The following is a 20,157-nucleotide window of genomic DNA, read 5'->3' as shown; positions in this document are numbered from 1 at the left end:
ATATGGACTTATATCGATTTGAAGCTGTATTAGTAAATAGTATTGTTCCAATTGTTGTCGTTGCTCAGAGTGAAGAACAGGCATTTAAGCTTGCGGAAATTGAGCTTGAAAAACATTTTTTACCGTTACCAGAAGTGAAAGAGATTTCTTTGTTTGAAAAAAAGAAGATTCGAAAAGGGGCGGCATTTGTTATTCATGAGTAGAGAACATGTAATACGAAATAATAGTAACTTCCATTCGTGATGAAGAGTGGAAGTTTCATTTTATAGTAGAAATGAGGAGAGATTATGGGGAAGGTTTATATCGTCGGGGCGGGTCCTGGTGATCCGGATTTAATTACTGTTAAAGGGTTGAGATGCATCGAGAAGGCTGATGTTATATTGTACGACCGTCTCGTAAATAAAGAATTGCTTTCTCATGCAAAGCCTGAAGCGGATTTAATTTATTGCGGGAAACTCCCAAATTATCACACGATGAAGCAAGAGACAATTAACACATTTCTTATTAAATATGCGAAAAAAGGAAAAGTTGTAACGAGACTTAAGGGCGGAGATCCATTTGTATTTGGAAGAGGTGGAGAAGAAGCTGAAGCGTTAGCGAAGCAAAGTATCCCATTTGAAATTATTCCTGGTATTTCAGCTGGTATAGCTGCTCCTGCTTATGCTGGAATTCCAGTAACGCATCGCGATGCAAGTGCAAGTTTTGCTGTTGTGACAGGGCACCGGAAAGAAGGGGCTGAAGAGGAAGTGAAGTGGGAAAGTTTAGCGAAAGGTGTAGATACATTAGCGGTCTATATGGGGGTTAGTAATTTACCTTACATATGTGAACAACTAATAAAACATGGAAAAGATCAAAGTACACCTGCCGCTATCATTGAGTGGGGAACGACATCTATGCAACGTACTGTTACAGCGACGTTAGGAACAGTTGTAGATGTTGCCAAAAAAGAACGAATTCAAAATCCAAGTATGATTGTTATTGGAGAAGTTGTCCGTTTTAGAGAAAAGATACATTGGTTTGAGAAACAAACGGAAAATGCATATCAAGTAAGCGGAGTATTGTAAAATGAAGGCTGTTATATATATATGTCATGGAAGCCGTTTGAAAGCAGCAAAAGAAGAAGCGGTTGCATTTATTACGTCATGTATGAACCGTGTAGAGGCAAATATTCAAGAAATTTGTTTTTTAGAGCTAGCGAATCCTTCTATTGAAGAAGGATTTCGTACATGTGTGAAGCGTGGTGCTACAGAGATTGTCGCTATTCCTGTTTTTTTATTAGCGGCAGGACATGTAAAGAAAGATATTCCGTTTGAATTACGAAAGTTAAACGAGGAATATCCGGATATCAAAATAGTGTATGGTAATCCATTTGGTGTATCAGAAGTGCTTGTAAAAGCGGTATATAACGGAAGTGGTATCAAAGAATATAAAGAAGAAGTAACACTTTTGCTCGTTGCAAGAGGGAGTAGTGATCCGGAAACTTTACAAGACATAAAGTGGATTTCTTCTTTATTTCAAAAAGAAGAGAACATTAAAGAGGTGGAAGTTTGTTATTTAGCAGCCGCGGAGCCGAAGTTTGATGAGAGGTTGAAAGAAATTGTAGAACAAAAAGAACGGAACATTGTTGTGTTACCTTACTTATTATTTACAGGCTTACTCATGAAACATGTTGAGAAAGAAGTGCGTCAATATGAGTCGGAAGAGATAAAGATAAGTCCCTATTTAGGAAAGAATGTAGCGTTTCGAGAGATGTTAATTCAGAAAACAGAGGAAATATTGAAGGGAGATCAATATGTATCCACTTACAGTGCGAGTTGATAAGAAACGTGTTGTTGTCATTGGTGGAGGGAAAGTAGCGGGGTTTAAAATTATTCCTTTACTAAAACAAGGTGCGGATATTGTTGTAGTAAGTACAGAATTAGATGCAAATTTAGTGAAACTTGTAGAAGAAAAGCAAATTCGTTGGTATCAAAGAGAGTATGAGAAAAGTGATATTAAAGATGCTTTTTTAGTAGTTGCAGCGACTAGTGATTCGGTACTAAATGAACAAATTGCTGAAGATGCCGCAGTGAATCAATTGGTAAATGTTATTACGAATCCGGAAAGTGGAAATGTTCATTTTCCGGCGGCAATTCATCGTGGATTGCTTAATGTAGCTGTTTCTACTGGAGGGGCAAGTCCGAAACTTGCAAAAAAAATTCGTGATGATATCGCAAATAAATATGATGAGAAGTATGAATCGTATCTTGATTTTTTATATGAAGTTAGACTAAAAGTGAAAGAATTACAAGTAGAGAAAAGGCAAAAAAATATATTGTTACAAGAAGTATTAAAGTCGATATATGTTCAAAGTGAACAAAAAAGAGAGCTTTTTTTACAAGAATTAGAGAGGGGAATTTATATAGGATAGTGAGTGAATTGTGCTTTACAAATATAAAAATATAATTTATAATCACAAGTAACTTCAAAAGATGAAATCGATGAGCAAGAAGAGTACGTATATTTGATGCGTTCAGAGAGCTGGGGTAAGGTGTGAGCCCGGTACGATAAAATATACAGAATGGGCTTGCGAGAGGTATGCTGAACATTGCAGTAGGCAACCCGGGTTCCGCCGTTAAAAGGATAGGGTATCGGAATTTTCCTGTACCTGAACAAGTGGGATTTATTGATCCAATTGAGGTGGTACCACGGTATTCTATTACATATATCGTCCTCTACATGCATATTTGCGTGTAGGGGACTTTTTTATTTTCTAAAGGAGGTGTGCGAGTATGAAATGAAAGTGTATAATTGATAAAAGTTATAATATTCAGAAAAGGAGAATTTATGATGAAAGAAACACAGCAATGGACGTCGAAAATTGGCTTTGTACTCGCAGCAGCCGGAGCCGCAGTAGGTCTTGGTGCAATATGGAAGTTTCCATATGTTGCAGGTAATGGTGGGGGAGGCGCATTCTTCCTTGTATTCTTACTATTAACTTTATTTATTGGTATGCCTCTTCTTTTAGCTGAATTTGTTATTGGCCGTAGTACTCAAAAAGAGGCCGTTACAGCTTATAAAGTATTAGTACCGAATAGCAAGTTATATCCTTGGATTGGTCGTATGGGGGTTGTTACTTGTTTTAGCGTGCTATCTTTTTATAGTGTTGTAGGTGGATGGATTTTACTTTATTTATACTATAGTGTCACAGGTAGTTTCTGGAACGGAGTAGTCGATTATGGACAATTGTTTGCTGAAACAATTTCAAATCCAGTAAGTGCGATTGGGGCGCAATTCATCTTTATGCTTTGTACCATTTTTGTTGTTAGTAAAGGTGTGGAAAAAGGCATAGAAAAAGCAAGTAAGTACATGATGCCGTTATTATTCATTTTATTTATTGCTATCATTATTCGTGCGTTAACACTTGATGGTGCTATGGCTGGGGTAGAGTTCTTCTTAAAACCAGATTTTTCAAAGCTTACAGCAGATACGATTTTATATGCGATGGGACAATCTTTCTTCTCACTAACGGTAGGTGCCTCGGTAATGGTAACGTATAGTTCGTATTTAAAGAAAGAAGAGCATTTAGCTAAATCAGCAACATCTATTGTAAGTTTAACTGTATTTATTACAGTACTTGCAGGATTAGCGATTTTTCCGGCGATTTTCGCATTAGGAGTTAAACCGACAGAAGGACCAGGGCTACTGTTTATCGTTCTTCCTGCTGTCTTTGCGAAAATTCCATTTGGACAATTTTTCTTCATTATGTTTTTAGTGTTATTCTTCTTTGCGACTTTAACATCTGCGATTTCAATGCTTGAAATTGTAGTAGCATCTGTTGCGAAAGATAATGAGAAGAAGCGTCCGTCAGCTTCGTTATTAATTGGTATTCTTATTTTTGCAGTTGGAATTCCATCAGCGTTATCGTTTGGAATTATGAGTGATGTGAAAATATTTGGTAAGACATTCTTTGATTTCGTCGATTTTTCGGTAAGTAATGTATTACTGCCACTCGGAGTACTAGCCATTTCGCTATTCGTACCAAATAAAATGAGTAAAGAGTTATTAATGAAAGAATTAGAAGTTACGGAAACGAAAGGGAAAACATTGTTTAATATTTGGTTTTTCTTACTTCGTTATGTTATTCCGGTAACTGTAATTATCGTATTTTTAAATGCGATAGGTGTATTTAAAATGTTTGCATAATAAAAAGACGGAGATGTGGATTCTCCGTCTTTTTATTGTGTTGTAGGTGTATTTAATAAGCGATTATATGCTTTATAAGCTGTGACAACTGCGATGAATGATCCAATTAAAAATAACGCTGAGCCGCCGAATGTAAATAACCGGCCGATGTATGTTTCTCTAGCTTCTTCTATTTCTTCTTGTAATTGTGTATTCATATTTATCACCCCGCAAAATATAGGCATTTAGTTGTAGTTTATGTAAAACGCCTAAAAAGTGTGAAGTAGTAAAAAAAACTCGGTATGCACCGAGTTTTTTATAATCCGATATAAGGAGATGGATCAACTGCGTTTGTCTTACCGACATTCCATTCCCCAAGGTGAAGTTCGAAGTGTAAATGTTGTCCGTATGATTGGCCAGTGTTCCCCATAAATCCAAGTTGAGTGCCTTGTTTTACAGTTTGTCCATTAGATACAGAACGGCTACTCATATGTGCATATACAGTTGTATATGTTTTTCCGTTTATACGGTGAGATAAGTATACAACATTTCCGTAACTAGATGATAATTCTGAACGGATAACGACGCCATCTGCAGCAGCTACGATTGGCACTGTTCCTGAAGCTGCGATATCGATTCCTTTATGGTTATCTAAAGAACGTGTACCAAATCCTGAAGTTTTCGATCCAGCGGCAGGTTTAATAAATCCACCTTTGTTCGTATCTTGCGGTGTTGGTGCGGATTGTGTGCTTTCTTTAGCAGAAGCGGCTACCTGTTTTTTTGCTTCCTCAGCCTTACGTGCCTCTTCAGCTTTACGCGCTTCTTCTGCACGTTTTTCTTCTTCAATTGCTTTTTGAACAGCTTGACGCTGGTTTTCTAAAATGCCTTTTGATTCTTCTAACCCTTCAATCTCTGAATCTACTTTTGCTACTTTCGTATGTAGATCGTTAATAAAAGTTTGTTGCTGTTGTTGGTTACTTTGTAATTCTTGCTGTTTTTGTTCTAATTTTTGCTCAGATGCTTTCAGTTGTTGCTCTTTTTTCTCAACAGCTTCTTTTTCTGTCGTCACAGCATTCTGATCACTTGTTTGCTTTTTCACAATATCTGTATCGTTATTTAAAATTAAACTTACAGAATACATATTATCAACAAGATCGGCAATATTTGCAGAACTTGTTATTACTTCTGTAATGATACTCGTACGAGGCTTTTCTTGCATAGATTGTAGTCGTTGTTTAATAACTTCCTGCCGTGTATCTATGTTCGTTTGTAATTGCTCTATATGTTTCTTTTTTTCAGTAATAACTTGCTGTGTGTTGCTAATTTCTTTTTTTGTATCGTTTAATTCAGCTTCGTTTTTATTAATAGAAGTAGTTAATTCGTCGATTTTCTTTTGTAATTCCTGGATTTCTTTTTCTATTTGTTCTTTCTCAGCTGATTTATTTTGTAAGTCATTTTGTTTGCCTTCTAATTCGGATTGAATATTAGATAATTTATTCTCATTCGTTTCAGCGTATACGGGTGAAAGTAACGGGGAAACGAAAATCGTTCCAGCTGCTAAAACACTAAATGCTGCAAATTTCTTTTTCATGGTTGTCTTGCTCCTTTCCCTATGAATGTTATATATCATAAGAAGAAGAGTGTCTATCGTTGTAATCATAATGTAAAGAAAATTTTATAATTTTGCTAAGTTTTGTCGGAATTTAGTATCTTTTCGTAGTGTTTGTCATAAATTTAAAATTCTTGAATGTATAGAAAAAGATATCAATTTCTATATTTTTTAAAAAAACATGGGAAATGATGGAGTTTTCCATAATGAAACAGTATTTTAAAAACCTATCAATCACTAGTAAGGAATCGATTTCATGTGAGGTTTTCTGACATGGGGTTTGTTTTTGTCAAGAAAATTATTTGCATTCGTGCAAACTTATTTTGTTGTCAGATTTTAAATTTTGATTTATGATTTTCAACAGGGACAAAATGTAGTGAATTGTCGAATAATATGTAATACTCTTAATTTCAAGTTTTATAGAGATAGAATGAGAGATAGAGTGACACATCGAAGAGGGGGTTACCACAAGTATGAAAAGAATAGGACTTGCATGGCAAATTTTAATAGGACTTGCGCTTGGTATTACAGTTGGGGCGATTTTCTTTGGCAATCAGGAAGTGGTGAAGTACTTACAACCAATTGGTGATATTTTCATCCGATTAATTAAGATGATTGTTGTACCGATTGTTGTAGCGAGTATTGTTGTTGGGGTTGCTGGTGTTGGCGATATTAAAAAGTTAGGTCGACTAGGCGGAAAAACAATTATTTACTTTGAAATTATTACAACACTTGCAATTGTTGTTGGTTTATTAATAGCAAACATTTTCCAACCTGGAAAAGGCGTTGATATGGATAAGTTAACAAAAACAGATATTTCTAAATATACACATACGACAGAGCAAGTACAAAGTCATTCGTTCGCGGATACGTTTGTAAATATTGTTCCAACGAACATTATGAAATCATTAGCTGAAGGTGATATGCTTGCTATTATCTTCTTCTCAGTATTATTTGGTTTAGGTGTAGCAGCAATTGGTGAGCGTGGCAAACCAGTTCTACAATTTTTCCAAGGTGTAGCAGATGCAATGTTTTATGTAACGAACCAAGTTATGAAGTTTGCACCATTTGGTGTATTCGCATTAATTGGTGTTACAGTTTCTACATTCGGATTAGCTTCATTAATTCCATTAGGGAAATTACTCATTGTAGTATATGGGGCAATGATCTTCTTCGTTGTAGTTGTATTAGGACTTACAGCGAAAATATTTGGAATAAACATTTTCCAATTCTTTAAGATTTTAAAAGACGAGCTGATCTTAGCGTATTCTACAGCAAGTTCAGAAACGGTTTTACCGAAAATTATGGAGAAAATGGAAAAGTTCGGTTGTCCGAAAGCAATTACATCTTTCGTTATTCCAACAGGTTATTCATTTAACTTAGATGGATCAACTTTATATCAAGCAATTGCGGCAATTTTCTTAGCGCAAATGTACGGTATTGAATTATCCATTACACAACAAATTACGTTATTACTTGTATTAATGGTTACATCAAAAGGTATCGCGGGTGTACCGGGCGTATCATTCGTTGTATTATTAGCAACACTTGGTACAGTAGGTATTCCAGCTGAAGGTTTAGCGTTTATTGCAGGTATTGACCGTATTCTTGATATGGCTCGTACAGCAGTTAACGTTGTAGGTAACTCTTTAGCGGCTGTAGTTATGTCTAAGTGGGAAGGTCAATATGACGCTGAAAAAGGACAAGCCTATTTAAAAGAGATATCTGAAAAGGGTCAAGCAGCTTAATTATAATATGAACAAGCTCTCACATAATATGTGGGGGCTTTTCTATATATAGAAGAGGAGCGGACGTAATGAAACGTAAATATGGTGACGGTTCTTCGTGGAAGCGACTAATAGAGAAGGATTATAGGGTTAAGCAAGTAGAGGATGGAATGTTAGGAATACTGGACATAAAAAAAGTGAGAGAACCTAGTTATAAAGAATACAATGGTAAACAGCTTTGCATTGCAGGTGATGGGTATACATGGATGCAATATTTTATAAACGGGGAAAACTTTGCAATTACAGCTATGTTAGACAATCAAAAACAATTACTGCAATATTATATCGACGTGACGAAAGAATATAAAATAGACGAGCGTGGTTTACCTTATTTTGATGATTTATATTTAGATGTAGTATTGTTACCGAACGGTGAGATCTATGTACTGGATGAAGACGAGTTAGAGGATGCCTATAAAATTGGTGATGTTACAAAAGAAGAATATGAGTTAGCATGGAATACAACAAAATGGATTATCGCGACGATAAAAAATAGAAAATTTTATTGGATTTCAATATTGGATAAAGAAATCGAAAAGTTAAAATGATTGGTTTATTCATATTTTTGTATAATTACCAAAAAAATCTATACAAAAAATAATTGACTTTTGTTTTGTAAGCGAGTAAAGTTAGGAAAGAAATTATTATTAAAAAATAAATATGAAACCTTCTTATAAAGAGAGGCGGAGGGACTGGCCCTACGATGCCTCGGCAGCGGACTCGATTTCAGAGTGCTGTGCCAAATCCAGCAAGCGTGTGCTTGAAAGATGAGAAGAGCGTTTCTTATAGATGTATAAGACCTCTTCTCATCGGAAGAGGTCTTTTGTTATTCATTAGAAAAGGTTGAAAACTAGGGAGAGATGATACTTTGAAAGAAACGAGAGGAAATGGTTTAGCTTTATTACCACTTGGAGTATTTTTGGCGCTATTTATTGGTTCTGGAATTATTACAGGTGATTTCTATAAATTGCCGATACTCGTAGCAATTTCAATTGCTGTAGGAATTGCTTTAGTGATGAATCGTAAGGAAAGCTTTAATGTGAAAGTAGAACGATTTGCTAAAGGTGCAGGAAACCCTGATATTATGATCATGGTTCTGATTTTTGTACTTGCAGGGGCGTTTTCTGAAACAGCAAAAGGAATGGGCGGAGTTGATTCCACTGTTAACTTAGCGTTATCTATTTTACCCCAAGGATTTATCGTTGCTGGAATTTTTGTTATAGGGGCATTTATTTCATTAGCGATGGGAACTTCAATGGGAACAATTGCTGCATTAGCACCGATTGCTGTAGGTATTAGTGGGCAAACAGATATCTCAATTGCGCTTACGATGGCTACTGTTGTGGGTGGAGCGATGTTTGGCGATAATTTATCATTTATTTCTGATACGACAATTGCTGCTGTTCGTTCGCAAGGAACAGAAATGAAAGATAAGTTTAAAACGAATTTTTTAATTGTATTGCCAGCTGCAGTCATTACAATTGTAATATTAGTAATGATTACTTTAGGTAATGATACAGAAATTAAAGCTCATACATTTGATTGGGTGAAGATTTTACCATATGCAGGTGTACTTGTTACAGCGCTACTTGGCTGGAATGTACTCATTGTATTAACTGGTGGAACGGTATTATCTGGTGTTATCGGTCTTATAGATGGAAGTTATACGTTAGAGAGTTTCTTTAAAAGTGTAACGACTGGAATGGGCGGTATGATGGAGTTAGTGTTACTTGCCATTTTAATCGGTGGTATGGTTGAACTTATCCAGTATAATGGTGGCATTCAATATTTAATGAATCTTTTAACACGTAATATTCGTTCGAAAAAAGGAGCGGAGTTCGGTATTGCTGGCTTAGTGAGTATGACGAATGTGTGTACAGCAAACAATACAATCTCTATCATTTTTACAGGTCCGCTTGCGAAAAATATTGCGGATCAGTATGAAATTGATCCCCGTAAATCAGCGAGTGTACTGGATCTTTTCTCTTGCTGTGTACAGGGGTTAATCCCATATGGTGCTCAAATGTTAACAGCGGCAGGATTTGCTGCGTTATCTCCGGTCGAATTGTTACCATATGCATTTTATCCAATTTTAGTTGGAGTATGTGGAATCATTTCTATATTAATTGGTTTCCCGAGATTTTCTAAAGTGGCGGAAAAAAAAGAGTATCATAAAACTGCATAACATAAAGAGACATTTATTATTAGCAGTTGAAAACGCTCGGAGAACATTCTCTGAGCGTTTTTTATTATTTATAAATCCTTTTTCAAATAGTAGTGTTTATAATCTCTTCCTACATTATCGAGGATACCATACTCTTTATAACCATATTTTTTATAGAAATCTAATGCTTGAAAGCTTAAAGTGTCAACTTTTATAAAATCACAATTTCTTTCTAAAGCGATTTTTTCTACTTCTAATAACAGTTTAGTTCCATACCCTAATGCACGTATATCTTCATCGATGATAAAAGAGTGAATCTCTAACCAATTCCAACAGACTTCACCTAATATTCCCCCGCATATTTTACCATTTTCATCTTTAAGAAATAAATGAATCTCTAAGTATCTGTCTCTTAAATCAGATGGAAAGTGCTTTAAATTATATTCATAAAGCTGATTGTTTATATAGTTTTTAGCGGCGGTATTGATTTCTTTCGTAATGTGTAAATTCATGATATATCCCCTTTAATTTAAATGTAGCCTTCTGATTTATTTTAACATAATTTTCTTAATAATATATTTAATGTAATTTAATAAACGTTTGTATGTATTGCTAATTTTTTGGACGCGCAAGTTGAGATTTTCATCCGTTATTGAATAAGAATTTTTCTGTATCTATACGCATCGCATACATGTTCGTTTTGCAAAAGGCTGAATTTAACTCAGTCTTAAGTCTGAGTTAAAAACGGTTCTTAAGCTCGTTATGAAAAAATGAAAAAATAGTTAAGATAAGAGTATCAAATCGAAGGGAGGCAAGCACAAGATGAAACAATTTCTAGCGTTTATCGCAGCCGGTATTTTGGCTTTAATTGCTCTTGGTAGTCTTGCTGGTATTGTAGGATTCGCCATTGGAGCAGGAGTTGTGTACTGGAGCTATAAATCATTTGTGCGAGCTAAATCATTCTTTGGAAAGTTAGCTTGGGGTATTGTTGGTTTAATCGGTTTGTCCATTGCACTTTCTCATTCCCCAGCATTAATCGGTATCGCAGCATTAGTAGTTTTATACTACGGATACCGTGAGTGGAAAAAAGGAAAAAATGTAGTTGTTGATTCTGCTCCAGAAAGTGCTAAACCATATAGCAACTTTGAAGATGAGTGGAACAAGTTAATGAAAAACTAATATAAAATAAATCAAATTATAAAGTAGAAGAGAGGAAGATTATAATGAAACAATCTTTATTCGGACGTGTACGCGATGCAATTTTAGCTGATTTTCATAATGTGTTAGATGAGAAAGAAAGAAAAAATCCAATTGCTATGTTAAACCAATATTTACGCGATAGTGAGCGTGAAATAACAAAAATTGAGAAGTTAATTCAGCGTCATAAAACATTAAAATCTAACTTCGCTCGTGAGCTTGAGCAAGCACGTTATTTCGTTAATAAAAGATCAAAGCAAGCTATCATCGCACAAGAAGCAGGCGAATTGCAATTGCATGAACGTGCATTAGAAGAAGTAGCGTATTATGAAGGGCAAGTAACTCGCTTAGAAGAAATGTATGCTGGTGTTGTAGAGCAAATTGATGAGTTAGAGCGTCGTCTTTCAGAAATGAAAAATAAATTAAAAGAAATGAACGCAAAGCGTATGGAATTAATGGCACGTGAAAATATGGCGCATGCAAACCGCCGTATGAATACTGCTATGCATAAAATGGATGAAAATAATCCGTTCTTACGATTCGAAGAAATTGAAGATCACATTCGTGACATAGAGCTTCGTATAAATGAAGAGCATGAGCGTGATACATTTGATATGAAAATTGCAAAACTAGAGAGTGAAATGAAAGAGAAAAATGAAGTATCGTTAACGAAAGAAGTAACAAAATAATTGTAGTATATAATAAAACAGGCTTATGATATAGTGATAGGAGAAAAGGTGTTGGAAAGCAATGCCTTTTCTTCTATGTATATGTGACAAGGAGGGGGGAGCTGAAATGAAGAAGCAATTTTCAAAAACACAATTTATGGGGATGCTCCTCATCATATTTGGATTCGGTCTTTTTCTTGATATGATACTTGGACATTTTGAACCAGGTGGTCTAATATTTGCATTTATTATGATTATGTTTGGAAGACATTATCGAAAGAAGAACCGTTATGTAAGAGGGAATGTATTTTTATTTGTCGGTGGTATTGTCTTCTTATTCTTCTTATTTTCATCAGCGGCATTCGTACTTGTTGTGTTTGCTTGTTTAGCTTTAATTGGTTATCAACTTATTCAACAAGGACATCGGCAAAAAGCAATGAAAGTTGAAATTAAAGAAAAGGGATATATAAATGAAGAAAAACAAATATATCGTACAGAACCGTATATAAAAAATATGTTTGTAGGTAATGTACGAATGATGGATCATATTTATGAAATAGAGGATATTAACGTCCAATATGGTGCTTGTGACGTCGAGATTGATTTAACAACTGCTATGATTCCAGAGGGAGAAACGGTTATTGTGATTCGGGGCGTCATTGGTAATATTCGCTTATATGTACCATATGATATTGAATTGTCTTTAAATCATTCTGTTATTGTTGGGCGAGTGCTCCTGCCAGGACACGAAGAAACTGGATTTAACCGTAATGTTACGTTTAGAACAGAACAGTATAAAGAAGCCCCTCGTCGTATTAAAATTATTTCTTCGCTTGTCGTAGGCGATACGGAAGTGAGGAAAGTATAATGAAAAAACAAAGGAATATTTCGTGGATGTATATTCGTTATTCTATGTTGTCCTCTGTTAGTATCGCACTTATTTGTACAATTGTATATGTATGGAAAAGCGAGCAACAAGTTTATGATTTACTCTGGAAAGAATCCATTGCTTCTGTTCCAATTGGCTTGTTTATTATGAGTACGAGTCTTCTTATCGGAGGAATTGTAGGATATGCAATCGGTTATTATATAGAACAGCGTATACAAGGATTAAATACTTTTCTATTTGAAGTAGAGCGAGGGAATTTTCCGAGTGATGTTTCATTTACTGCGGACGATGAATTTCATGAAGTGGAACGAAAAGTAATTGGTCTTGCTCGTCGCTTAGAGGAGCAAGCTGGGCTATTTCAAAAAGTAACGAATGAACGAGCCCATTGGAATGAAGAGATGAGACAAGAAGCGATTTCTCAAGAAAGGCATCGATTAGCGAGAGAGCTACATGATTCTGTAAGTCAGCAGCTTTTTGCAATGTCGATGATGATGTCAGCCATTAATGAGCAAGCAGCTGAAATTCCAGACACGACGAAAAAACAGTTGCAGCTTGTTGAGAATATGGTTGTAAATGCACAATCAGAAATGAGAGCATTGCTCCTTCATTTACGCCCAGTGCAGTTAGAAGGTAAGAAACTAACAGAGGGTATAGAAGAATTATTAACAGAACTGTCTAGAAAGCAACATATGAAAATTGAATGGTTAATTGAACCGATTCAATTAAAAAAAGGTGTAGAGGATCATTTATTCCGTATTGTACAAGAGGCGCTGTCTAATACTTTACGGCATGCGAAGGCAAAGAAAACCGAAGTACGCCTTCGGAAAATTGATCAATATGCGATTTTGAAAATTATTGATGACGGTGTTGGGTTTAAAGTTGGTGTTAATAAGGCTGGTTCATACGGTTTAAGGTCAATGCAAGAGCGAGTTCATGAAATTGGTGGTACATTAAAAGTTCTTAGTTTTCCGAATAAAGGTACGCAAATAGAAGTGAAAGTACCTATTATGATTGAGAGAGGGGGAGAATCATGATAAAAGTATTACTAGTTGATGATCATGAAATGGTTCGAATGGGTGTATCAGCATATTTATCAACGCAGCCAGATATTGAAGTAGTTGGAGAAGCTGAAAATGGAAGAAAAGGTTCAGAGTTAGCTTTGCAATTAAGACCGGATATTATTTTAATGGACCTTGTTATGGATGAGATGGATGGGGTTGAAGCGACACGTGCTATTATTCAAGAATGGCCAGAAGCGAAAATTGTAGTTGTCACGAGCTTTTTAGATGATGAAAAGTTATATCCTGTTATTGAGGCGGGGGCGACAAGTTATTTATTAAAAACATCAAGAGCGAGTGATATTGCAGATGCTGTAAGAGCTACTTATGATGGGGAAACGGTATTAGAGCCGAAAGTTACTGGAAAAATGATGTCTCGTATGCGTCAGAAGAAAGAACAACCTTTGCATGAGGAGTTAACAGAAAGAGAGTCTGAAATTTTGTTATTAATTGCAGAGGGGAAAAGTAATCAAGAGATTGCAGATGAGTTGTTTATTGCCCTTAAAACAGTAAAGACACATGTGAGTAATATATTAAATAAGCTAAATGTAAGTGACCGGACACAGGCGGTTATTTATGCGTTTAGACACCAATTGACGAAATGAGAAGGAAGCTTTGACTATATATGGTCAAAGCTTTTTATTGACGGTTATTTATGTAAGCGTTATCATTAAGGTGTTAACAGTACATACAAAGGGGAGAGAGTGTATGTTAGTTCAAACGATATTTGGAATGGATGAAACGAAAAAATTAGGTAACTATGTGAATGCGTTGCAAGCACTTTGTGAACAATATGATATTGAAACAGATCGTATTGCAATTATTGAGGCAACAGAAGAATATTATTTATTTCTAGTGAAGCAAGAAGATTGCTATGATGTTGTAAAAGTAGAAACAGTGGATACGAATATTGATTACTATACGAAAGCTTATAAAGTAAGTAGCTTTAATCATACTTCTTATCAAATGTAAAAAACTCCCGAAATGGGAGTTTTTTTATGATACTTTCGATTCAGGTGAATGATCCGTTAATGGTACTGCTTTGGCGCCACTTAATTTTGCGATAGCAAAACCGATAATAGCCCCAACTAATGCTGGTACTAACCAGCCAATTCCTTCATTATATAATGGAATAAACTCGAAATAAGATGTGATAGATGAAACAGGAATATTCCCTTGTTTTAATCCATCAAATACGCTCACAACTGCAGATCCAATTAACGCACCTACATAAACAGAACGATATCCACCGAAATATTTATGAAGTAATGATAGTAATATGAGTACAATCGCAATTGGATATACAACAAGTAAAATAGGAACAGAGATTGCGATAATTTTTGTTAAACCTAAGTTGGCAACTAATAATCCTAACAAGCAAATGACACTTGCTAACATTTTGTATGAAAATTTTGTCAATAATGTTGAGAAGTATTGACTGCACGCAGATACAAGTCCAACGCATGTTGTTAAGCAAGCAAGTGTAACGATAAGAGATAACAGAATTAGACCATATGGACCGAATAATTGTTGTACGATAACGGTAAGTAGCTGTCCTCCATTTTTTGCGTATCCGAGAGAGACACTAGTTGTACCGAGCCAGCCAAGTGCACCATATACAAGTACGAGACCAGTAGCGGCAATAAGTCCTGCTTTTGCTGTAGCGATGGCAATTGATTTACGATCACTCACACCTTTTGAGCGAATTGCATTTACAACGATAATCCCAAATGCAAGTGCTGAAATGGTATCCATCGTTAAGTATCCTTCCATAAAACCTTTGAAAATTGGAGAAGTTTGATACTCTTGCATTGCTGGTCCAGATTGCCCGAGGGGTGTAAATACACTCTTAACGAATAATAAAAAAATAGAGAATAATAAAATAGGTGTTAATACACTTCCGATACGATCGACGAGCTTAGAAGGGTTTAAACTAAGCCAAAATACGATAGAAAAGAAGATGACTGTGTATAAAAATAGCACTAGGCTGCTAGAGCGAATAGTTTCTGGTAAGAAAGAACTAACCCCCATTTCATAAGCGACATTAGCAACACGTGGGATGCCCATAGATGGACCGATTGCAATGTATACAACTACCGTAAAGAATATTCCGAATAATGGGTGAACATGACTTGCAAGTTGTTGCATTCCATTTCCTGATAGAGAAATAGCGATAACAGTAAGTAGTGGTAAGCCGACTCCTGTTAGTAAAAAACCAATCATTGCTGGCCAAAAGTTTTCACCAGCATTTTGTCCAAGCATTGGAGGGAAAATTAAATTTCCTGCCCCAAAAAATAAAGAAAATAGCATAAGGCCTGTGAAAAAAACATGTTTTTTTGATACAGTGTTCATTGTTTTTCCTCCTTTTTTGTAAATTCATTGTAAGAACACAAAAAACTCGTCCCTAAAGAAAGGGACGAGTTATATTTACCCGCGATACCACCCTAATTTATACATGTAGAAATAAATCTATATGTATACGGCTTTGCAACGTACAACATGATACGTGTTCCTTGTAACGGGGGACATCCGGTAAGAACTTACTTTAGCATTCGGTTCTACTTCTCGGAGATGATTTTCGGTTAAGCACTGAACGTTGGCTTTCAGCAAATCGCCAACTCTCTGGGGAACAGTCCTATAACGTACTCGTTCTCGTCAATGAATTTTAATTCAAGTATTCTGACAGTATTTTCACACGTTTTTTTTAGAAAGTCAACATATTTTTTGGGAAATACACTTTCCTGTAGAAATATAGCTGAGAATATAAGGGTTAATACTATTTGTAAAAATGCTGTAAAACATTATAGAGAATTGTAAAGTTTATGGAGAAAATCGATATTTATAGGAGTAAGGAAGGAATTGTTTGAATTTGCAGAGAATAATACAACAATCCACTTGCTGGAAAGAACAAACCAAAAGAGGTGACTGAAATGCTTGCGATGGGAGTATTATTTGGCATTATTGCTATAATTGGTTTTATGTGGTTATATTATTCGCGTTCGTTTAAACAAGCAGAAGTTTTACTCTTTCAAAAAGGTAGTTTGTTGACAAATCAGTCTAGATATTTAGTATGTCCGAAGTGTGGAAGTGCACAGGCCAGGAGTGGAGGATATCAAGAGTGTTGCAAAATTAGATTATGAAAGAAGGAAGCCTCACATTATTTTGTGAGGCTTCCTTCCTTACAATTTTTTCGCGCTCCAAATTGTCCAACGATCTCTTTCGATGATAGGAGAGACGTTTTGTAATGCCGTTTGGATATGATGTAGAAGCTGAGAAAGTTCATTATCTGTTAGTTCATATAGAATGGATCGGCCTGTTCGAGGAGATAAATCTTGTAGCAAAGCCTCTACAGAATCATGTACTTTTCGTACTTCCCATTGTGTTTGAATGGGGAGCGTTTGAAGAGGATATGTTTGTAATAATTGCTGTATAGTAGTGGTTTTTGGTCTTCTTTGCGCTTCTGTTTCAATGAGTTTTGGAAAGACCGAGAAAAAATATCCACGAAGGTGTTCAGGACTTCCTGGGATTATACAATCTTCAATGGTCCGGTCTTGTAAAATAAGTAGACCGTCTTTTTTTAATATACGAGAAGCCTCTCGTATAAATGTGGGAATATCATGCAAATGATGAATGACTGCACGAGAAATGACAAGGTCGAATGTTTCATTAGGGAATGAGATATTATGTGCATCACCGTGAATGAATGAAATGTTTGGGAAGGCATTACAATTTTCTTTTGCAGCTTGTAATATTTCTTTTGAAAAATCAAGCCCAACAACATTTTTGGCTCCCATAAGAGCAAGTTCTTTCGTGTAAATGCCGCCACCACAACCTATATCAATTACTTGTTTATTTTGCACATCTACAATATTGTTTATTGTTTCCTGCCATGAAATATGTGCGTTACGATTTGCATACGTATACTTATTATTTGCATCATGAAAATTAATGGACATTGTAAAATCCTCCCTTCAGTTTATAGTATAGCTCATTCTATATAATGTAACGTTTTTGTTTTATGCATGAGGATTATAAGAATTTCTTATTGGAAAAGGAGAATCGATTTGAAAGGGAAATATTTAATGTTTTTATGTGTTATTTTACTCGCGTCGTGTGGTCAATCCGAGCAAAAGAAAGAACCGAAACAAGTAGAGGAGACAGTGAATGAAATGAGAGAACCATTACAAGTAACTGTTATGCAAAAAGGTAAAGAAGAAAAGAATTTAAAGAAAATGGATGCGGAGTTGGTGGTGGATATTATAAACAAAGCGGAAAAACAAGAAGTAACGGGTAGTTTTGGTGAACCGGAATATGAAATACAAATTAGTAGTGATGGAAAAAAAGAAACATATTATGCATGGTTAAGAGGAGAAGATCGCCGAGGATGGATTCAATATAAGAAAGATATGTATATGCTTAACGAAAAAGATACGGAAAAGCTTTTGGCTATCTTTCCAAAGATTCCAGAACAAAAAGAAGATGAGATGCAGGTAGGTACTTTAACGGAAGTAACAAAAAAAGACATGCAGATTACTGCGTTTCATATTAAAGCAGGTGATCAAAAAATGAATTATACAGTACGTTATACGATTTCACAATCACTATATAATAAGTTAGCAAAGGAACAAGAATATTATTTGCAATTAATTTTCCCGGAAAAGGTTCAAAAATTAATTGGCGCAAAAGAGAGTGAGATAATTTCAGCTGAAAAAGTAAAGGAAGGGTATAAACAGTATGAGTTGAATGTTACTGTTCCGATAAAAGATGCTTCAGAATCACAATTAAAATCACTAGAAACCTATTATGATAATCACGATTTACAAATATTAAATAGTAAGAAAGAAAAAGTAGGAGCATTTCAAAACATTATTCAAATTGTTAAAGAGTATGGTGAAAAAATGAATTTACAAAGATAAAGTGAAATTTTAATCAGTGGGGGCATCCCCCGCTGATTATTAGCACGACTCCTACCTAAATTCTTTGCTCCAGCCGAATTTTGAGGTGGGATTCTTACTGCCCGTAAATAGCGGGCAGTAAGAATCATAAAGTCTATATGGCCTTTCCTAGGAAATGATAATAGAGGGGAAAGATCCCCTCTATTATTTTGCTTTTGCAGATGGCTCATTCATTGATTTTCGTGTAATTAGAAAGGAAATCATAAGAGCAGAAAGAATAATAAGGGCTATAAATAAGTGATTTGGCAACCAATCTAATAATAATACGTAGCTGACGGTATAAAAAATAAGAGTTGAAGCTAAAAACGATAGAGCGCCTATCATAAGAGATTGTAATTTCATTTGTATTTACCTCCTTTTATTTTTATTTTTGGCTAAAAATGGATGGAATAAACATTATTTCTAACAATAGAAAAAAATATGTCATAATAGAGAAAAAGAATAAGTTTTGATGAGTGTATATGGCTCAATAAAGCGAGATAAAGGAGAGGAATATGAAAAATAATAAAAAAGGATTATGGGGAGTTATAGTTGCAATAGGGTTATTTTTACTATCTAAGTTAAAATGGGTATTTGCAATTTTTAAGTTAGCAAAATTTTCAACAGTATTTAGTATGTTTTTATCGCTTGGTGCATACGCAGTCATATATGGTTGGAAGTTTGGGGTAGCACTCGTATATTTATTGTTTGTACATGAGATGGGGCATTTATGGGCAGCGAGAAAGAAAGGGATACCAACATCGCCAGCAATCTTCATACCATTTATGGGAGCTCTTATTGGGATGAAAGAGATGCCGAAAAATGCAAAAGATGAAGCTTACATTGCATATATGGGACCTCTTTTCGGATTGCTTTCATTTTTACCCGCGATCCCACTGTATATAATCACGAAAGAGCCGTTTTGGGCGCTTATTATTTTACTTGGAAGTATGATTAATTTCTTTAACTTAATTCCAGTTTCTCCATTAGATGGTGGACGAATAATTTCAGTTGTAAGCACGAAAATTTGGGGAGCAGGGCTAGTTTTACTACTCGGCTATTCTATTTACTTCAAAAGTATTTTAGGAGGATTTATTTTTATTATCGGCTGTATGGAACTATATAGAGTAATAAAGAGAGATGAGCCGATTAAGGAATTAGGATATAAAATCGATGGAATGAAAGAATATGTTGCTAGGCTTGAAGAGGAATTAAAAGAAACTGGTGCGGTGCATCGAACGATTTATATGATTCACCATGAAATGAATGTATTAAGACAAAGAGAACGTGAAAAAGAATTAAAAACAGGAGAACTTCAAAAGATTGAAGTGCTAGAGTACCTTTTACCAAAATTTGAGCCACTTGATTATGTCCCATATGAAGATGAAAAAGAAATGCATACAATTCATATAAGAGAAGCATTTGAAATGTCAGAAAGAAAATTAAATGAATGGGAAACAGAAAAGGAACAACAAGAAAATTATTACAAAGTCGATACGAAAACGAAATGGACAGTATTTGCTTGTTATATCGGATTAATGGCTATACTCGGTTATACAGCTTATGAAGGTTATGTTGTTTTACAAGAGCATTTACCAAGGAGAAGTTTGTAGAAAAATAGTGTCGAAATGAAAAGGAGGATTTAAACAGGAATTACATTTCTACGAGAGAATGTTACAAGTGTAAC

The 20,157-nt window shown here is 35.2% G+C and carries 23 protein-coding genes, 1 riboswitch and 2 other annotated features; of the genes, 17 read left to right on the top strand and 6 right to left on the bottom strand.

Annotated features, from left to right (window positions below):
- The first annotated feature begins 2 nt into the window (after nucleotides 1-2).
- The 5 genes from JFU20_RS07930 (at nucleotide 3) to JFU20_RS07910 (ending at nucleotide 4,185) form a co-directional block, all read left to right on the top strand.
- Nucleotides 3-203 (top strand): DUF3906 family protein, encoded by a 201-nt coding sequence (locus tag JFU20_RS07930; protein ID WP_000366913.1) that lies wholly within the window; start codon nucleotides 3-5, stop codon nucleotides 201-203.
- A gap of 84 nt (nucleotides 204-287) precedes the next feature.
- Complete coding sequence (gene cobA, locus JFU20_RS07925) at nucleotides 288-1,064, top strand: uroporphyrinogen-III C-methyltransferase (RefSeq protein WP_002011687.1); 777 nt, start codon at nucleotides 288-290, stop codon at nucleotides 1,062-1,064.
- Between the two features lies 1 nt (nucleotide 1,065).
- Nucleotides 1,066-1,818: a sirohydrochlorin chelatase gene (locus JFU20_RS07920; protein WP_002011686.1), complete on the top strand. Its 753-nt coding sequence runs from the start codon at nucleotides 1,066-1,068 to the stop codon at nucleotides 1,816-1,818.
- The gene (locus JFU20_RS07915; protein WP_002166092.1) at nucleotides 1,793-2,410 is read left to right on the top strand and encodes an NAD(P)-binding protein; all 618 of its coding nucleotides are present in this window, start codon (nucleotides 1,793-1,795) and stop codon (nucleotides 2,408-2,410) included. Before JFU20_RS07920 ends, JFU20_RS07915 begins: the two co-directional genes overlap by 26 nt.
- A 61-nt stretch (nucleotides 2,411-2,471) precedes the next feature.
- Nucleotides 2,472-2,718 (top strand) — a binding site (T-box leader).
- A gap of 111 nt (nucleotides 2,719-2,829) precedes the next feature.
- Nucleotides 2,830-4,185: a sodium-dependent transporter gene (locus tag JFU20_RS07910; RefSeq protein ID WP_002140989.1), complete on the top strand. Its 1,356-nt coding sequence runs from the start codon at nucleotides 2,830-2,832 to the stop codon at nucleotides 4,183-4,185.
- 32 nt (nucleotides 4,186-4,217) lie between these two features.
- On the opposite strand, the gene JFU20_RS07905 is transcribed toward JFU20_RS07910, so the two are convergent.
- Nucleotides 4,218-4,382: a hypothetical protein gene (locus tag JFU20_RS07905; protein ID WP_002011683.1), complete on the bottom strand. Its 165-nt coding sequence runs from the start codon at nucleotides 4,380-4,382 to the stop codon at nucleotides 4,218-4,220.
- Nucleotides 4,383-4,480: 98 nt separating this feature from the next.
- Nucleotides 4,481-5,755, bottom strand: a complete 1,275-nt coding sequence (locus JFU20_RS07900; protein WP_002011681.1) for a murein hydrolase activator EnvC family protein — start codon at nucleotides 5,753-5,755, stop codon at nucleotides 4,481-4,483.
- 491 nt (nucleotides 5,756-6,246) lie between these two features.
- On the opposite strand from JFU20_RS07900, the gene gltP reads away from it, so the two are divergent.
- The 3 genes from gltP to JFU20_RS07885 all read left to right on the top strand — a co-directional run bounded on the left by gltP (nucleotide 6,247) and on the right by JFU20_RS07885 (nucleotide 9,745).
- Nucleotides 6,247-7,521: a glutamate/aspartate:proton symporter GltP gene (gltP, locus tag JFU20_RS07895; RefSeq protein ID WP_002011680.1), complete on the top strand. Its 1,275-nt coding sequence runs from the start codon at nucleotides 6,247-6,249 to the stop codon at nucleotides 7,519-7,521.
- A gap of 68 nt (nucleotides 7,522-7,589) precedes the next feature.
- Nucleotides 7,590-8,108 (top strand): ribonuclease FAU-1 family protein, encoded by a 519-nt coding sequence (locus tag JFU20_RS07890; protein ID WP_002011679.1) that lies wholly within the window; start codon nucleotides 7,590-7,592, stop codon nucleotides 8,106-8,108.
- 120 nt (nucleotides 8,109-8,228) lie between these two features.
- Nucleotides 8,229-8,334: riboswitch (SAM riboswitch) on the top strand.
- 94 nt (nucleotides 8,335-8,428) lie between these two features.
- Entirely contained in the window at nucleotides 8,429-9,745 is a 1,317-nt protein-coding gene (locus JFU20_RS07885; protein ID WP_002011678.1) for a Na+/H+ antiporter NhaC family protein, read from the top strand.
- Between the two features lie 68 nt (nucleotides 9,746-9,813).
- Here the strand turns inward: JFU20_RS07885 and JFU20_RS07880 are convergent, their stop codons facing one another.
- A complete protein-coding gene (locus tag JFU20_RS07880; RefSeq protein ID WP_002011677.1) occupies nucleotides 9,814-10,236 on the bottom strand; it encodes a GNAT family N-acetyltransferase in 423 nt (140 codons plus the stop codon).
- Between the two features lie 310 nt (nucleotides 10,237-10,546).
- Here JFU20_RS07880 and JFU20_RS07875 point away from each other — a divergent pair, with 310 nt between their 5' ends.
- The 6 genes from JFU20_RS07875 (at nucleotide 10,547) to JFU20_RS07850 (ending at nucleotide 14,508) form a co-directional block, all read left to right on the top strand.
- Nucleotides 10,547-10,903 (top strand): lmo0954 family membrane protein, encoded by a 357-nt coding sequence (locus tag JFU20_RS07875; protein WP_002011676.1) that lies wholly within the window; start codon nucleotides 10,547-10,549, stop codon nucleotides 10,901-10,903.
- Between the two features lie 44 nt (nucleotides 10,904-10,947).
- Nucleotides 10,948-11,610 (top strand): PspA/IM30 family protein, encoded by a 663-nt coding sequence (locus JFU20_RS07870; protein WP_002011675.1) that lies wholly within the window; start codon nucleotides 10,948-10,950, stop codon nucleotides 11,608-11,610.
- Between the two features lie 106 nt (nucleotides 11,611-11,716).
- The gene (liaF, locus tag JFU20_RS07865) at nucleotides 11,717-12,457 is read left to right on the top strand and encodes a cell wall-active antibiotics response protein LiaF (RefSeq protein ID WP_002126337.1); all 741 of its coding nucleotides are present in this window, start codon (nucleotides 11,717-11,719) and stop codon (nucleotides 12,455-12,457) included.
- A complete protein-coding gene (locus tag JFU20_RS07860) occupies nucleotides 12,457-13,512 on the top strand; it encodes a sensor histidine kinase (protein WP_002011673.1) in 1,056 nt (351 codons plus the stop codon). The genes liaF and JFU20_RS07860 overlap by 1 nt, the downstream gene beginning before the upstream one ends.
- Nucleotides 13,509-14,141 (top strand): response regulator, encoded by a 633-nt coding sequence (locus tag JFU20_RS07855; protein ID WP_000598709.1) that lies wholly within the window; start codon nucleotides 13,509-13,511, stop codon nucleotides 14,139-14,141. The genes JFU20_RS07860 and JFU20_RS07855 overlap by 4 nt, the downstream gene beginning before the upstream one ends.
- A gap of 10 nt (nucleotides 14,142-14,151) precedes the next feature.
- Nucleotides 14,152-14,508, top strand: a complete 357-nt coding sequence (locus JFU20_RS07850; RefSeq protein ID WP_002126339.1) for a DUF3992 domain-containing protein — start codon at nucleotides 14,152-14,154, stop codon at nucleotides 14,506-14,508.
- A 24-nt stretch (nucleotides 14,509-14,532) separates the two neighbouring features.
- On the opposite strand, the gene brnQ3 is transcribed toward JFU20_RS07850, so the two are convergent.
- A complete protein-coding gene (gene brnQ3, locus JFU20_RS07845) occupies nucleotides 14,533-15,888 on the bottom strand; it encodes a branched-chain amino acid transport system II carrier protein BrnQ3 (protein ID WP_002166090.1) in 1,356 nt (451 codons plus the stop codon).
- A 57-nt stretch (nucleotides 15,889-15,945) separates the two neighbouring features.
- Nucleotides 15,946-16,204, bottom strand: a binding site (T-box leader).
- Between the two features lie 262 nt (nucleotides 16,205-16,466).
- On the opposite strand from brnQ3, the gene JFU20_RS07840 reads away from it, so the two are divergent.
- Nucleotides 16,467-16,676 carry a hypothetical protein gene (locus JFU20_RS07840; protein WP_000880630.1) on the top strand — a complete coding sequence of 70 codons (210 nt, stop codon included), beginning with the start codon at nucleotides 16,467-16,469 and terminating at the stop codon, nucleotides 16,674-16,676.
- A 39-nt stretch (nucleotides 16,677-16,715) separates the two neighbouring features.
- Here JFU20_RS07840 and JFU20_RS07835 read toward each other — a convergent pair whose 3' ends face one another.
- Nucleotides 16,716-17,492, bottom strand: a complete 777-nt coding sequence (locus JFU20_RS07835; RefSeq protein ID WP_002166089.1) for a class I SAM-dependent methyltransferase — start codon at nucleotides 17,490-17,492, stop codon at nucleotides 16,716-16,718.
- Between the two features lie 108 nt (nucleotides 17,493-17,600).
- Between JFU20_RS07835 and JFU20_RS07830 the strand changes: the two genes are divergently transcribed.
- Complete coding sequence (locus JFU20_RS07830; RefSeq protein ID WP_002011668.1) at nucleotides 17,601-18,452, top strand: YhfM domain-containing protein; 852 nt, start codon at nucleotides 17,601-17,603, stop codon at nucleotides 18,450-18,452.
- A 183-nt stretch (nucleotides 18,453-18,635) separates the two neighbouring features.
- On the opposite strand, the gene JFU20_RS07825 is transcribed toward JFU20_RS07830, so the two are convergent.
- Nucleotides 18,636-18,833, bottom strand: coding sequence for a hypothetical protein (locus JFU20_RS07825; RefSeq protein WP_000776287.1), 198 nt, complete (start codon nucleotides 18,831-18,833; stop codon nucleotides 18,636-18,638).
- A gap of 152 nt (nucleotides 18,834-18,985) precedes the next feature.
- On the opposite strand from JFU20_RS07825, the gene JFU20_RS07820 reads away from it, so the two are divergent.
- Nucleotides 18,986-20,083: a site-2 protease family protein gene (locus tag JFU20_RS07820; protein WP_002011667.1), complete on the top strand. Its 1,098-nt coding sequence runs from the start codon at nucleotides 18,986-18,988 to the stop codon at nucleotides 20,081-20,083.
- Nucleotides 20,084-20,157: the final 74 nt, after the last annotated feature.

The organism is Bacillus sp. TH30 (assembly GCF_016650875.1).
GTDB classification, from domain to species: domain Bacteria; phylum Bacillota; class Bacilli; order Bacillales; family Bacillaceae_G; genus Bacillus_A; species Bacillus_A mycoides.
The sequence above is the reverse complement of the archived record's forward strand: the minus strand, read 5'-3'. Positions and strand labels throughout refer to the sequence as shown.

Excerpts from the sequence above, each read along its gene's own strand:
- JFU20_RS07920 (WP_002011686.1), top strand. The coding sequence starts at position 1,066 with ATGAAGGCTGTTATATATATATGTCATGGAAGCCGTTTGAAAGCAGCA.
- JFU20_RS07855 (WP_000598709.1), top strand. The coding sequence starts at position 13,509 with ATGATAAAAGTATTACTAGTTGATGATCATGAAATGGTTCGAATGGGT.
- JFU20_RS07930 (WP_000366913.1), top strand. The coding sequence starts at position 3 with ATGGACTTATATCGATTTGAAGCTGTATTAGTAAATAGTATTGTTCCA.
- JFU20_RS07880 (WP_002011677.1), bottom strand. The coding sequence starts at position 10,236 with ATGAATTTACACATTACGAAAGAAATCAATACCGCCGCTAAAAACTAT.
- JFU20_RS07905 (WP_002011683.1), bottom strand. The coding sequence starts at position 4,382 with ATGAATACACAATTACAAGAAGAAATAGAAGAAGCTAGAGAAACATAC.
- liaF (WP_002126337.1), top strand. The coding sequence starts at position 11,717 with ATGAAGAAGCAATTTTCAAAAACACAATTTATGGGGATGCTCCTCATC.
- cobA (WP_002011687.1), top strand. The coding sequence starts at position 288 with ATGGGGAAGGTTTATATCGTCGGGGCGGGTCCTGGTGATCCGGATTTA.
- JFU20_RS07890 (WP_002011679.1), top strand. The coding sequence starts at position 7,590 with ATGAAACGTAAATATGGTGACGGTTCTTCGTGGAAGCGACTAATAGAG.
- JFU20_RS07900 (WP_002011681.1), bottom strand. The coding sequence starts at position 5,755 with ATGAAAAAGAAATTTGCAGCATTTAGTGTTTTAGCAGCTGGAACGATT.
- JFU20_RS07835 (WP_002166089.1), bottom strand. The coding sequence starts at position 17,492 with ATGTCCATTAATTTTCATGATGCAAATAATAAGTATACGTATGCAAAT.
- brnQ3 (WP_002166090.1), bottom strand. The coding sequence starts at position 15,888 with ATGAACACTGTATCAAAAAAACATGTTTTTTTCACAGGCCTTATGCTA.
- JFU20_RS07870 (WP_002011675.1), top strand. The coding sequence starts at position 10,948 with ATGAAACAATCTTTATTCGGACGTGTACGCGATGCAATTTTAGCTGAT.
- gltP (WP_002011680.1), top strand. The coding sequence starts at position 6,247 with ATGAAAAGAATAGGACTTGCATGGCAAATTTTAATAGGACTTGCGCTT.
- JFU20_RS07915 (WP_002166092.1), top strand. The coding sequence starts at position 1,793 with ATGTATCCACTTACAGTGCGAGTTGATAAGAAACGTGTTGTTGTCATT.
- JFU20_RS07910 (WP_002140989.1), top strand. The coding sequence starts at position 2,830 with ATGAAAGAAACACAGCAATGGACGTCGAAAATTGGCTTTGTACTCGCA.
- JFU20_RS07875 (WP_002011676.1), top strand. The coding sequence starts at position 10,547 with ATGAAACAATTTCTAGCGTTTATCGCAGCCGGTATTTTGGCTTTAATT.
- JFU20_RS07840 (WP_000880630.1), top strand. The coding sequence starts at position 16,467 with ATGCTTGCGATGGGAGTATTATTTGGCATTATTGCTATAATTGGTTTT.
- JFU20_RS07860 (WP_002011673.1), top strand. The coding sequence starts at position 12,457 with ATGAAAAAACAAAGGAATATTTCGTGGATGTATATTCGTTATTCTATG.
- JFU20_RS07825 (WP_000776287.1), bottom strand. The coding sequence starts at position 18,833 with ATGAAATTACAATCTCTTATGATAGGCGCTCTATCGTTTTTAGCTTCA.
- JFU20_RS07820 (WP_002011667.1), top strand. The coding sequence starts at position 18,986 with ATGAAAAATAATAAAAAAGGATTATGGGGAGTTATAGTTGCAATAGGG.